13 protein-coding genes are annotated in these 12,626 nt (G+C 60.8%); 5 read left to right on the top strand and 8 right to left on the bottom strand.

The genetic code is table 11. From position 1 onward, the window contains the following. On the bottom strand, nt 1-859 hold an 859-nt coding region (locus WBF74_RS06360; RefSeq protein WP_424436886.1), incomplete at its 3' end, for a pseudouridine synthase. An 80-nt stretch (nt 860-939) separates the two neighbouring features. Here WBF74_RS06360 and WBF74_RS06355 point away from each other — a divergent pair. The 3 genes from WBF74_RS06355 to WBF74_RS06345 all read left to right on the top strand — a co-directional run bounded on the left by WBF74_RS06355 (nt 940) and on the right by WBF74_RS06345 (nt 3,561). After that, nucleotides 940-1,419 (top strand): nucleoside deaminase, encoded by a 480-nt coding sequence (locus WBF74_RS06355; RefSeq protein WP_424436883.1) that lies wholly within the window; start codon nt 940-942, stop codon nt 1,417-1,419. A 121-nt stretch (nt 1,420-1,540) separates the two neighbouring features. Then, nucleotides 1,541-2,779 (top strand): acyl-CoA dehydrogenase family protein, encoded by a 1,239-nt coding sequence (locus WBF74_RS06350; protein ID WP_424436880.1) that lies wholly within the window; start codon nt 1,541-1,543, stop codon nt 2,777-2,779. Nucleotides 2,780-2,901: 122 nt separating this feature from the next. Further along, nucleotides 2,902-3,561 (top strand): glutathione S-transferase family protein, encoded by a 660-nt coding sequence (locus WBF74_RS06345; protein WP_424436877.1) that lies wholly within the window; start codon nt 2,902-2,904, stop codon nt 3,559-3,561. Between the two features lie 4 nt (nt 3,562-3,565). Here WBF74_RS06345 and WBF74_RS06340 read toward each other — a convergent pair whose 3' ends face one another. The 5 genes from WBF74_RS06340 to WBF74_RS06320 all read right to left on the bottom strand — a co-directional run bounded on the left by WBF74_RS06340 (nt 3,566) and on the right by WBF74_RS06320 (nt 8,961). Further along, nucleotides 3,566-5,578 carry a PAS domain S-box protein gene (locus WBF74_RS06340; protein ID WP_424436874.1) on the bottom strand — a complete coding sequence of 671 codons (2,013 nt, stop codon included), beginning with the start codon at nt 5,576-5,578 and terminating at the stop codon, nt 3,566-3,568. Nucleotides 5,579-5,709: 131 nt separating this feature from the next. Then, the gene (locus WBF74_RS06335; protein WP_424436871.1) at nt 5,710-6,780 is read right to left on the bottom strand and encodes a phosphotransferase; all 1,071 of its coding nucleotides are present in this window, start codon (nt 6,778-6,780) and stop codon (nt 5,710-5,712) included. Between the two features lie 120 nt (nt 6,781-6,900). Next, the gene (locus WBF74_RS06330) at nt 6,901-7,923 is read right to left on the bottom strand and encodes a fatty acid desaturase family protein (RefSeq protein WP_424436868.1); all 1,023 of its coding nucleotides are present in this window, start codon (nt 7,921-7,923) and stop codon (nt 6,901-6,903) included. Next, nucleotides 7,920-8,576 (bottom strand): TetR/AcrR family transcriptional regulator, encoded by a 657-nt coding sequence (locus tag WBF74_RS06325; protein ID WP_424436865.1) that lies wholly within the window; start codon nt 8,574-8,576, stop codon nt 7,920-7,922. The genes WBF74_RS06330 and WBF74_RS06325 overlap by 4 nt, the downstream gene beginning before the upstream one ends. Nucleotides 8,577-8,733: 157 nt before the next feature. Beyond that, nucleotides 8,734-8,961 (bottom strand): hypothetical protein, encoded by a 228-nt coding sequence (locus WBF74_RS06320; RefSeq protein ID WP_424436862.1) that lies wholly within the window; start codon nt 8,959-8,961, stop codon nt 8,734-8,736. 120 nt (nt 8,962-9,081) lie between these two features. Here WBF74_RS06320 and WBF74_RS06315 point away from each other — a divergent pair, with 120 nt between their 5' ends. Next, nucleotides 9,082-10,359, top strand: coding sequence for an MFS transporter (locus WBF74_RS06315; protein ID WP_424436859.1), 1,278 nt, complete (start codon nt 9,082-9,084; stop codon nt 10,357-10,359). Here the strand turns inward: WBF74_RS06315 and ubiA are convergent, their stop codons facing one another. Together ubiA and WBF74_RS06305 are read right to left on the bottom strand one after the other, a co-directional pair. After that, nucleotides 10,360-11,283, bottom strand: a complete 924-nt coding sequence (gene ubiA, locus WBF74_RS06310) for a 4-hydroxybenzoate octaprenyltransferase (RefSeq protein WP_424436856.1) — start codon at nt 11,281-11,283, stop codon at nt 10,360-10,362. 43 nt (nt 11,284-11,326) lie between these two features. Next, nucleotides 11,327-11,821: an NUDIX hydrolase gene (locus tag WBF74_RS06305; RefSeq protein WP_424436853.1), complete on the bottom strand. Its 495-nt coding sequence runs from the start codon at nt 11,819-11,821 to the stop codon at nt 11,327-11,329. Nucleotides 11,822-11,870: 49 nt separating this feature from the next. On the opposite strand from WBF74_RS06305, the gene WBF74_RS06300 reads away from it, so the two are divergent. Beyond that, a partial coding sequence (locus WBF74_RS06300) for a 16S rRNA (uracil(1498)-N(3))-methyltransferase (protein WP_424436850.1) occupies nt 11,871-12,626 on the top strand: 756 nt, incomplete at its 3' end.

The following is a 12,626-nucleotide window of genomic DNA, read 5'->3' as shown; positions in this document are numbered from 1 at the left end:
TCGCATGTTGGTTGCTGGTGCGCGCCGCTGTTCCGCCTGCTTCTTTTCGTGTGTCTTGCCGCGCTTCCTTCCGCGCATCCTTGCTCGTTTCCGGTCGTTCGAAGCGGGCGGCATGTGCGCCGAGCTGGTCCATCAACACACGGTTCGGCACGGATTTCGCTTCGCCCGGCTGCATGTCGCCGATCTGGAAGGGGCCGAAGGAGAGCCGGATCAGGCGGTTGACCTTGAGGCCCAGCGCACCGAGCACGCGCTTCACTTCGCGATTCTTGCCTTCCTTGAGGCCAAGCGTGAGCCACACATTCGCACCCTGCACCTTGTCAAGTGTCGCCTCGATGGGGCCGTAGCGCACGCCCTCAACCGTGATGCCGCCTTTGAGCTTGTCGAGATCGGCTTGTGTGACCGCGCCGAAAGCGCGCACGCGGTAGCGGCGTGTCCATCCCGTTGAGGGAAGTTCGAGAAGCCGCGCCAGCTCGCCATCATTGGTGAGAAGCAGCAGCCCTTCCGTATTGACATCGAGCCGACCGACAGAAACGACGCGCGGCATACCGGGCGGCAATTTCTCGAACACGGTGGGACGCCCTTCCGGGTCGCGCGCCGTGGTGACAAGGCCCGCCTCCTTGTAATAGCGCCAGAGGCGCGTCGGCTCCTGCGGGGGAAGCTCCCGGCCATCAACGATAATCTTTTCCGCTCCGGTGACGTTGAGCGCGGGGCTTGTAATCACCTGACCGTTCACGGTGACGCGCCCTTCCGTGATGAGGCGCTCGGCTTCGCGGCGCGAGCAAATACCCGCGCGCGCAATCACTTTCGCAATGCGGTCGCCTTCGGGGACGGGGGAGGTGGGGGCATCTGCTGGTGTCATGGCCCTCTCTTTATCAGGGGTGCCGCTGAACCGGAAGCTGATGCTTGCCAAGCCCCCGGCAGCGCGGCAGGGTCGCCTTTATGAGTAATGACCAGACAGACGAGAAAACCGGGCCGCAGCGCCCCATGGAGCTTGCCCTTGCGGAAGCCGCCGCGGCGGCTGCGCGTGGCGAAGTGCCTGTGGGGGCGGTTATCACCGGCCCGGACGGCAACATCATCGCGCGGGCGGGCAATCGCACGCTAGAGCTGAAAGACCCGACCGCCCATGCCGAAATCCTCGCCATCCGCGAGGCTTGCCGCATTTTGGGATCGGAACGGCTGATCGGCTGTGATCTCCATGTGACGCTGGAACCCTGTCCCATGTGTGCGGGGGCCATCTCGTTTGCGCGGCTCAGGCGGCTCTATTACGGCGCGGCCGATGAGAAGGGGGGCGGCGTCGATCACGGCCCCCGCATATTCGCGCAAGCCACCTGCCATCATCGACCGGATGTGTACGGGGGCATCAGTGAACGGCGCGCGGCGACGCTTTTGCGGGATTTTTTTGCAATGCGGCGTGATTGAGACGGCATTTTGCCGCGCGCGGCTTTGTGCGTGATTTGCAGCCGCCAACCCGCTAGAGTGCCTTCATTCGACATTGCGACGAGGGTTTCCGCCCTCGATCCAGAAGTCCAAGGGGAGAAGGATGAATTTCGACCATAACGAGAAAACAAAAGAACTGATCGCTCGTCTCGAGAAGTTCATGGATGAGTACATCTATCCGAACGAGCAGACCTATGCCGACCAGATGGAAGCTTTCCGCGCGGCGGGCAATCCGTGGCAGGTGCCGCAGATCCTCGAAGATCTGAAGCCGAAGGCCAAGGAAGCCGGCCTCTGGAATCTCTTCCTGCCGGACTCGGAGCGTGGCGGCGGTCTCACCAACCTCGAATATGCTTCGCTGTGCGAAATCATGGGTCGTGTTGGCTGGGCGTCCGAAGTGTTCAACTGCTCGGCACCCGACACCGGCAACATGGAAGTGATCGAGCGCTACGGCAATGAGCGTCAGAAGAAGGAATATCTGGAGCCGCTGCTCGAAGGCAAAATGCGATCCGCCTTCCTGATGACCGAGCCGGACGTTGCCTCTTCCGACGCAACCAACATCTCCACCCGCATCGAGCGTGATGGCAATGAGTATGTCATCAATGGCCGCAAGTGGTGGTCGTCGGGTGTTGGCGATCCGCGCTGCAAGATCGCGATTGTCATGGGCAAGACCGATCCGAAGGCTGACACCTATCGCCAGCAGTCGCAGATCCTCGTGCCGCTTGATGCGCCGGGCGTGAAGGTCGTTCGCATGCTTCCCGTGTTCGGCTATGACGATGCGCCGCATGGGCATGCCGAAGTGATCCTCGAAAATGTTCGCGTTCCGGCTGAGAACCTGCTTCTCGGTGAAGGCCGAGGCTTCGAGATCAGCCAGGGCCGTCTTGGGCCGGGCCGCATCCATCACTGCATGCGCACCATCGGCGTTGCAGAACGCGCGCTGGAAATCATGGTGAAGCGTCTGCTCACACGCGAAGCTTTCGGCAAGAAAATCGCTGATCACTCCGTCTGGGAAGAGCGCGTTGCGCGTGCCCGTATCGACATCGAAATGGCGCGCCTGCTCACGCTGAAGGCCGCCTATATGATGGATACGGTCGGCAACAAGGTCGCCCGCGCCGAGATCGCGATGATCAAGGTGGCGGCGCCGAATATTGCGCTCCGCATCATTGACGATGCGATTCAGGCGCATGGCGGCGGCGGCGTGACGACCGACTTCGGTCTCGCCCGCATGTATGCCGGTATGCGCACACTCCGCCTTGCGGACGGCCCGGACGAAGTCCATGCCCGCACCATCGCGAAGCTCGAATTCCGCAAGTACAAGGAACAGCTTCGCGCGGCGGCCGAGTAATCATGAACGACAAGCGCGTCATCCGTCGGCATGTGCCTGCGGTTGACTGAAGAATGATACGGCCGGTTCCGAAAGGGACCGGCCGTTTCCAATGCGATGATCGGGTGAGGAAGGACAGAGCAATGGGCATTCCGACGGGCATGAAAATGTATGATTCGCAGCTTTCGCCCTTCGCGGCGCGCTGCCGTCTCGCCATTTATGCGAAGGATCTCGAGGTCGAGCTTCTGCGTATGCCTGATCCCGCGCTCGAAGCGGAGTTCAATCGCCTCGCGCCCATGCGCAAGATACCCGTGCTTGTCGATGGCGAGACCATCGTGCCGGAATCGGCGGTGATCTGTGAATATCTCGAAGACCGCGGGTTTGGCCTCTCCCTTCGCCCGACTGATCCGGCTCATATCGCAAGGATGCGCGTCCTCTCCCGCATCGGTGATCTCTATGTGATGGAGCCGATGGGCGAGCTTTTCGGCCATATCAACCCCGGCTGCCGCGACCAGCAGCGCGTCGCGCTTGAACTGGCGGAACTCGCCAAGGCGATGGGTTGGCTCGAACAGTTCATCGAAGGGCCGGAATTTGCTCTGGGGGACAGCCTCACGCTTGCTGATTGCGAGCTTGTTCCCGTCCTCTTTTTCTTTGACGCTATCGGCCCGCTCTTTGGCGAGGCGCAACCCTTTACGGGTTTTCCTCGCTGCGAGGCCTATTACCGCACCGTGCAGAAGCAGCCCGCCGCCGCAAAAGTCGTTGCTGAGCTGGACGAGGCGCTGAAACGGATGATGGGAAGCTGAGAGATCACTTCGCTGCGCGTCTGGGCGCGGCTCTTTCAGCGACGCTTGAAGCGGCAGATTTCTCGTTCACCGCACAGGGAGGCACTTTGGGCAGGGTGATCGTTACCTTGGTGCCCTGACCAAGCTCACTCTCGATCATCATGGTGCCGCCGTGAAGTTCGGCAAGCGAGCGCACCAGCGCAAGGCCGAGGCCCGTACCTTCCTTTGCGAGCGCTGCATCCGTTGCGATCTGTTCGAAGGGCTGGCCAAGCCGGTCAATCTGATCGGCCGGAATACCGCGCCCCGTATCGGCAACGCTGAAGCGGATCTCATCTTCAGAGGCGATTACCTCCACCGTGATCACGCCTTCTGCGGGCGTGAACTTGACGGAGTTTGACAGCAGGTTGAGAAGGATCTGCTTCACCGCGCGCTCATCTGCAATGATCGCGCCGCCTGCCTCGCAGCTGATTTTCTTGATGAGCTGAATATTCTGCTCTTCGGCCCGTCCGCGCATCAGCCGCACACAGGCCTCGATCAGAGTGCCCGCATCAAGCTCTTCTGTATGAAGCTCATATTTTCCGGCCTCGATCTTCGACATGTCGAGAATGTCGCTGATGAGATCGAGAAGCAGCGCACCGCTTTCGTTGATGAGCTGCGCATATTCGGCGTAGCGCGGATGACCAATCTCGCCAAACATCTGCATCCGCAGGATTTCCGAAAAGCCGATAATGGCGTTGAGCGGCGTACGAAGCTCGTGGCTCATATTGGCAAGGAAGCGGGATTTCGTCCGGCTTGCGGCTTCCGCGCGTTCCCGTGCTTCGAGCAATTCCATCTCGTATCGCTTGCGCTCGCTGATATCGCGCGTGACACCGATAACTTCCTTGGTGCGCCTGCCCTCGCCATCCACCGCTCCTCGTAGGGTGGTCTCGAGCCAGATGTAATGCCCGTCGCGATGACGAAAGCGATAATCAACCTGCACCGGCTCACCGCGCAGCGTGCATTGGATGAAGGCATCGCGCGCGCGCGGAAAATCGGCCGGGTGGACATGCTCTTCGGAAATCGGCTTGCCGATAAACTCTTCGGGCGCGCGACCAAGAATGATTTCGGCGGCAGGAGAGATGAAGATCACACGCGCATTCGCATCGTAATGCGCAACGATGTCTGATGCCTGCTCGGTCATCAGGCGGTACTTCGCCTCGCTGGCTTTCAGCGCTTCTTCCGCCTCGATTTCCTCATGCACATCTTCTGCAAGACCGACCAGCGCGCCGATCTCGCTGAAAGCATCGGATTCGGCATAGGCATAGGTCTTGATGTAGCGATAGTCGCCCTGTCCGCAACGAAAGCGCGTGACGCAGTTGATCGGTTCATGCGTCTCGAAAGCGTCAAGGAAGCGGGAAAGGAGTTCATCGCGATCATCGGGATGAACGAGATGCTCATACCAGTCACCGCCCGCCGGGAGCTGATCTTCATTCAGTCCCAGAATGCGTGCCACGCCGCGCGACCATTGCGGCGCGGGTTCGCCCTTCACCCAGCGCCAGTGACCAAAACGTGCAAGCTGCTCTGCTTCGCGCAACTGGTACTCAAGCCGATATGTCTCGGTTATGTCTCGCGAGACGCAGAGAACACCGGCAATGTTGGAATCGTGAAAAAGGTTGCGCCCGCGCGCCTCGACGCGCCGCCAGCTTCCATCCTTGTGAGCAAGCCGCATCTGCTCCACGACTTCGGAACCGGGCTTCGCCACGCATTCCATAAAGCTTCGGGTTACGCGCTCAAGATCGTCAGGATGAATATATTTCTCGACGGGCTGGCCGATGATTTCTTCCGGCGGGGAGCCGAGTACCTTCGCACCAGCCGGGCTCTGATAGAGGATCACCGCATCGCGGTCGAGAATGGTGAGAATGTCACCCGCATTATCGACCAGTGCGCGATAGAACTCCGCACTTGGAACCCGGCAGAACGGCGCGTTGGCGGCTCCTGCCGCCTGACCATCCGGCCCCATTTCCTCGGGACGCTCCATCAGATTCCCCGTTTCCGGCATTGCGCCGACCCCTCACGAGACGAACATTCTTGTTCGGAATGGAGGGAGTTTAGGGGCTATCTGTTTAATGTTTCATTGAGGGGAGGGTGGAAATTAACCCCAACTTAACCTTGCCCTGAATGAAACCTGGATTAATCCGGTCGCTGAAGAATTTGCCACGCATTTTCCGCAAGGTTGCGGCACGCATCACCCAGCGTCATGGCGCGTTCCGAACTGGCATTGCCATCAAGCCCGCGCTTGTAAACGCCCTGGCTGATGGAGGCGAGGCGGAACATCGAGAAGGCGAGATAGAAGTTCCAGTTCGGAATGCCGTCGCGCCCTGCATGGCGGCAATATTCCGCAACGAACTCTTCTTCCGTCGGCACGCCCGGCGTCTTTTTCCGGTCAATCGCCGTCGCGCCGCCTGCAACGCCAAGAAGGTCATACATGCAGGTATAGGCCACATCCGCAAAGGGATGGCCGATGGTGCAAAGCTCCCAGTCCAGCACTGCGATCATGCGCGGCTCTGTCGGGTGGAACATCGTATTGCCGATACGGTAATCGCCATGTGCGATGCAGACAGAAGGCTCATCGGGAATATGGGCAGGCAGATAGGTGATGAGATCTTCCATCGCCTTGATGTCGGTCGTCTGCGCGCCACGATACTGCTTGATCCAGCGGCCAATCTGACGCTCGAAATAGTTTCCGGGACGACCGAAATCCCCAAGGCCGACTTTCTCGTAATCAACCAGGTGCAGCTTGGCGAGGTTCTCGGCGAGATTGGCATAGAGCGCGCGCCGCTCCGCTTCGGTTGATTCCGGTATCACCGAGTCACGGAAGACACGTCCCTCAAGATATTCCATCACATAGAAGGACGTGCCGATGATGCTGTCATCCTCGCACAGCGCATACATATGCGGTACGGGCACGCCAGTGCCCGCAAGCGCCTTCATCACGCGATATTCGCGATCAACCTGATGCGCGCTGGCGAGAAGCTGCCCGGGTGGCTTTTTGCGCATGACATAGCGCTTGCCGCCGCCGGGGCCGGAGGTGATGAGCAGAAAGGTCGGGTTCGACTGACCGCCTTCAAACTGACGAACCTCAAGCGATCCGCCATAGCCTTCCACGGCCTCGCGGCAATAAGCATCAAGACGGGCCACATCAAAGCGATGTGCTTCGCGAATGGGCGTGGTTTCCAGCGCGGCGGGTCCGGTTTCGGCCATGTCTTCCCTCTCTCCCCGAAGAGAATTTCTTGTTGGAGCGACACTTAGCACGGTGTCGCAGACCCGCAAAGACGGCGAAATCGGACGCAGCGTTCCCCTTGGCGTGACAGCGCGGGGAGGTCAGGCCGCGCTCGAACTTTCCTCAAAACCTTCCGATGTAATGCCGGAGACGCGGCGCTTGCGCGCATTGTGGATAAGCTCGCCGTGCTGGTCCTCATCATCGGGCCGCGAGGTCGCCATGCGCAGTACCTCCGCATAGCCGGACTTCGTTTCGATCCTGTCGCCATGCCCGTTGGCAATCAGGAAACGACGCAGCATCGGCAGATTGTAGCAGGGCACCCACATCATCAGATGGTGCTCCACATGATAGTTCACCCAATAGGGAGCGATGAGGGCACGCTCGACAATATTGGCCAGCGTGGTGCGCGCATGGCGGAAGGGATCGTCATTATCCGGCACCATGGCATGCTCAGCGATATTGCGGATGCGGGTGATCGCCTGATGCCAGGTGAGAAAGGGCACGAGCCAGAGAATGAAATAGAGATACCAGTGCCCGCTCGCCGCAAGCGCGCCAAAAATGGCGAGATTGGCAAACGTCGCGCGACCCAGCTTCTTCCAGTAGTTCGCAAGACGCTGCTGCAGCGGCCAGTCGGGTTTGCCGAGTGCGTTGAGGATCTGTGCCTTGCGCTGCTGATAGCCGGTCTGGCCGGTGATGTCGCGAAACATCTTCCGCTTGAAGCTCTTGCGCGTGATGGGAAAGGGCGCAGACAGAATGAGGTCCGGGTCTTCCTTCTGCTGCGTATGCATATGATGCTTGAGATGATAGCGCCGATAGGCGCCCGTCTCCGCCATCATCGGGTAGGCGCAGAGCCACTGGCTGAGAAAGGTGTTGAGCTTCTGGTTCTCTGTCAGCACGCCATGCGCCCCGTCATGCATCAGAATGGCAAGGCCAAGCTGCCGCGCGCCGATCACCATGACGGCGAGGATATAGGTGAGCGGATTTGGGAAGGCGACGAAAACGGCCATCGCCCCGAAGATTACGCCCCAGGCATGAAGAACAAGCCATGTGCCGCGCAGGTCAGAGCGTTTGCGCACAAGCGCGATCTGGCCGGGTGAGAGAACATCCTTTGCAAGCACACTCATGCCATCGTCCTCCGTTCATCAATATCATTCGCGCCTGCGGCATGCGCGATCCCCGCGCCGCGAAGGCAGAAATTCACGATCTCGCCGACAACGCGGCCGGTATCTCCGTCAAGCTCATGCGATTGCGGAGCGAGCGGGCCGACAAGGGCGGTTGGAATGGCGCCCGCAATGCAGGCCGCTGCAATCCGCACATCGACTTCCGGCAGCTCGCCGCTTTCAATTCCGTCTTCAAGGATGCGCGCAAAAATCTCGGCATGGGTGCGGCGGAAAAAGGCACGCTCTTCGGCAAGGTTCACATCCACCGGCTCGGCGAGCAGCGCATAGGCAAGGCGCCGCGCCCGCACCGCGCGCCCGGCAAAGGTGCGCAACACCTTCACAAGCCGCTCGCTCGCCGAACCATCGCCCGAGGCGATATCGGCAAGCACGCTCATCTCGCGGGAGGAAACCTCGCGGAAGAGTTCGCGGCAGAGCGCTTCCTTGGAAGAGAAATAGCGGTAGAGCGTACCCGTCGCGACACCGGCCTTCTTGCCCACTTCCGACATCTGCAATGCGGCAAAGCCGCCTTCGGCCACAAGGGCGCGTGCGGCATTCAGGATGCCGCGCCGCGTATCAGCAAGCCGTGCCGCCACCTTGTCTGTCTGCCGGTATGCCAAGAAGTGAACCTCCGTTCATTCTGAAGAAATGAACCATGGTTCAGGATGCCCGGTCAAGCACTAAGCTGAAGCCAGAGACGTCCCAGACACGACAAAGCCCCGGCCTTGAGCTTCAGGGAAGCTCAAAGAGCGGGGCTTCGGATCGTTTCGTCTCTAGTTAGTCGGCGGCCTGCAGAACCGGGGCGAATTCCTTGGCTTCGCGAGCCTCTGGAGCCTTTTCGCGGGCGACCGCGCCTTCGTCGTCATTGGCGGCATTATAGAGATGTGCCTGCCCGGCAAAGGCTTCAGTCGCGAGCGCTGCATAATGGATCCACTGCAGAAAAAACTTCTTCATCTGGACCTCCTTGTTAAAAAATATTGCGCTGCGGTAGTTGCGTTGCAGCATATGTAACATCGTAACGGCGCTATTCAAGCGGCGAGACCTGCGGCAAAACGACTTGCACGGAATGGGCAGGACTTCCCCCCGCGCTTGAGGCATAACCGCTGAAAATACGGGTGCCACGCCATGACCTCGCCTGATACGCCGTCGCTGGATGAAGACCCTGCGGGAGCGAATACGACCGCAGCGCTTTTCCGTCTGCATGATTTCCGCCTCTACGCCTCGGCGCGCTTCATCGGCACGCTCAGCATGCTCATCATGTCGGTGGCAGTGGGCTGGCAGGTCTATGACATAACGGAAAGCCCGCTTGCGCTCGGCTATGTCGGCCTTGCGCAATTCCTGCCCATGACGCTCTTCACGCTTCCGGCGGGTGACATCGCGGACCGCATTGACCGGCGCTATATCGTGGCGGCATCGGGACTGCTTGAAACGGTAGCCGCAGGCTGGCTCATCCTGCTGACGCTCACCCATACCGGCAATGTCACCTGGTTTTATGCGGCGCTCGCCCTGTTCGGCACGGCTCGCGCCATCATGGCGCCCGCATCGCGCTCCTTCGTACCGCTTCTTGTTTCGAAGGCGCAGATGCCGCGCGCCATTGCGGTGAGTTCTTCTACCTTCCAGATGGCCGTCATCATCGGGCCGGCCATTGGCGGTTTCCTCTATCTCTTCGGCCCGGTCATCGTCTATGCGACCTGCATGGCGCTCTTTGCTTCCGTGTCGGTTGCCTTTCTCGCAATCCGTACTCGCACGAAAGTGGAGCCTGCAAGCCCCGGCGTCGGTCCACTCTCTCGCGCCGTTGCCGGCATTCTCTATATGCGCCGCTCGCCCATCGTGCTTGGTGCGATCTCACTCGATCTTTTCGCCGTGCTGCTTGGCGGTGCGGTCGCTCTGCTGCCGATCTATGCGCGTGACATTCTCGATGTCGGCCCGGCAGGTCTCGGCCTCATGCGCTCGGCACCTGCTGTCGGTGCCATTGTGGTGAGCCTTCTTCTCGTCTGGCGACCGCTCGGGCGACGCTCCGGCCATATCATGTTTGCCTGTGTCGCTGTTTTCGGTCTGGCCACCATCATCTTCGGCCTCTCGACGAATTTCCTCCTCACGCTTGGCGCCCTCACCGTGATGGGCGCGTCGGATATGATCAGCGTCAATATCCGCTCCACGCTGATCCCGCTCGCAACGCCGCAGCAAATGCTCGGCCGCGTCACGGCGGTGGAGATGCTGTTCATCGGCGCGTCAAACGAGCTGGGTGATTTCCGCGCAGGCGTCTCCGCCGCGCTTTTCGGCACAGTGCCCGCCGTACTGATTGGCGGCGTCGGCACGCTGGGCGTGGTGGGTATCTGGATGTGGCTCTTCCCGGCGCTCCGCAAGGTGGACCGCCTGTCGGATGTGAAGCCCGTTACCTGATCAGAAAATCTGGCCCGCAATGATCGCGGCAAAGAGCACCAGCCCGAAATCCCGGTTGGAGCGGAAGAGGCGCAGGCATCGTGCAGGGTCGTTGATGTCGAGTGTCACGATCTGCCAGACGAGAAGTGCCGCGCCGAGAGCAAGCACCGGATAGAAGAAAGGCCCAAGCCCAGCCGCAGCCCCTGCCGCTGCAAAGGCGAGCGTGGCAAATCCATAAAAACCCCAGAGCCAGTGCTTCGTGGAAGCACCAAACTTGAGCGCCGTCGATTTCACACCGATCAGCGCGTCATCTTCCTTGTCCTGATGCGCATAGATCGTGTCATAGCCGATCGTCCAAGCCACCGCGCCGACATAGAGAAGCATGGGCGCGAGCGACAGCGAGCCATGTAGGGCAGCCCAGCCCATCAGCGCGCCCCAGTTGAAGGCAAGGCCAAGCACGAATTGCGGCCAATAGGTGATGCGCTTCATGAAGGGGTAGATCGCCACAAGAAGAAGCGATGAAAAACCAAGCGCAATCGCAAAGCCATTGAAGGAGAGAAGGACGCCAAGTCCGACGAGACATTGCAGGACGAGAAAGAAAAGCGCGCCTTTGAGCGTCACTACGCCGGAGGGAAGGGGGCGCAACCTTGTGCGCTCCACCGCTGCATCAATGTCGCGGTCCACAATGTCATTCCAGGTGCAGCCCGCCCCCCGCATCGCAACCGCGCCGATGAAAAAGAGGAGGAGCAATGCCACGGGTGGCCAGGTGCCCTGACTTGCAAGCGCAACGGACCACCAGCAGGGCAGCAGCAGCAGCCACCAGCCAATCGGCCGGTCGAGCCGCGCCAGCCGCGCATAAGGCCGCGCCCATGCAGGCGCGTGACTGTCCACCCAGTTCTCCGGCGGGGCATCCGCTATGCGGGCCTGATCCTGTGAGTCGCTCATGCAGAAGTTCTGCCCTTGATTCGATTTGGAGGCCAGCCCCGCTTCAGGGAACAATGGCGACGGGGTTGGCGGGCAGATGCCCCGCAAGAAGCGGCGGCAGATGCTGCACCAGCGAAGTGGGGAAGATCATTTCCCGCGTCGCCTGAAGCTCACCGAGAGACCACCACCTCATATCGTGGATGACCTGCCGCTCAAGCTCGGTCCAGCCATCCCTGCCTAAAGCCGTCCTGGCTGTCCTCGCAAGGATGAATGTCTCCTGCATCAGCCGGTTTTTGCCGCCAATGCAAAGCGTGTGCTCGGTTGTCCACACGGGCGGGCCGAGTGCCACATCCACAAGTCCTGTTTCCTCGGCAATCTCGCGCCTTGCCGCGCTGGCAATATCCTCGCCTGTGTCAATCTCGCCGCCAACCGTCACCCAATAGGGCCTGGCCAGCACCTTGCCCGAGGCGTCGCCCACATTCGGATCATGCATGCGGATGAGAAGCAGCCGGTCTTGCGAGTCCAGCAGGAGGATTCGAACGGTTTTTCGGGGCTGCATGGCGGGGCATATGGCTTTATGGCGGACGAAAAGAGGGGATACTCAGCCCATGAAGAATCGCAAAGACGACGACATTTCCGAGGATAGCCCCCGCTGCGCGAGCGGCAAGGCGCGCCTCTATGTGGAAGAAAGCCTTGGCGGGGGCATGCAGATCACGCTGGACAAGGACCAGTCCCACTATCTGGTGACGGTTCTCCGCATGGAAGAGGGCGCGCGCGTGCTCCTTTTCAACGGACGCGATGGCGAATGGGCCGCGCAGATCTCGGAGCCGCATCGGAAAGCCTGTGTGCTGGAACTGACCGGGCAGACGCGCCCGCAGGAGCCGCTTCCCGATATCTGGCTGCTCTTTGCGCCCGTGAAGCGCGCAAGGCTCGACTTCATCGCCCAGAAGGCAACCGAAATGGGGGTCGCCGTCATCCAGCCCGTGCTGACGGAGCGCACCATCGCCACGCGGCTGAAGGATGAGCGCCTTCAGGCAAATGCGGTGGAAGCAGCAGAGCAATGCGGCCTTGTCGCCGTGCCGGAAGTGCGCAGCGCGGAAAAACTCTCGGCGCTTGTCTCCCGCTGGGAAGAAATTGCGCCCGGCCGGCTCATTCTCTTCTGCGATGAGAATGAAGGACCGGGCGCCACGCGGGCGGCGCTGGAGCGTCTGGCTGCCGAGGGAAAGCGCGGCGCCCCGCTTGCTGTTCTCATCGGTCCCGAAGGCGGTTTCTCACCGCAGGAGCGCGCGGCTTTGCGTGCGCGGCAGGACACGCTCGCCCTCTCGCTCGGGCCCCGCATCATGCGGGCGGACACGGCCGCCATC

It is taken from the genome of Parvibaculum sp. (assembly GCF_049672805.1).
Lineage (GTDB): Bacteria > Pseudomonadota > Alphaproteobacteria > Parvibaculales > Parvibaculaceae > Parvibaculum.
Note: the sequence above shows the minus strand (reverse complement) of the source record. Positions and strands in the feature narration are given on the sequence as shown.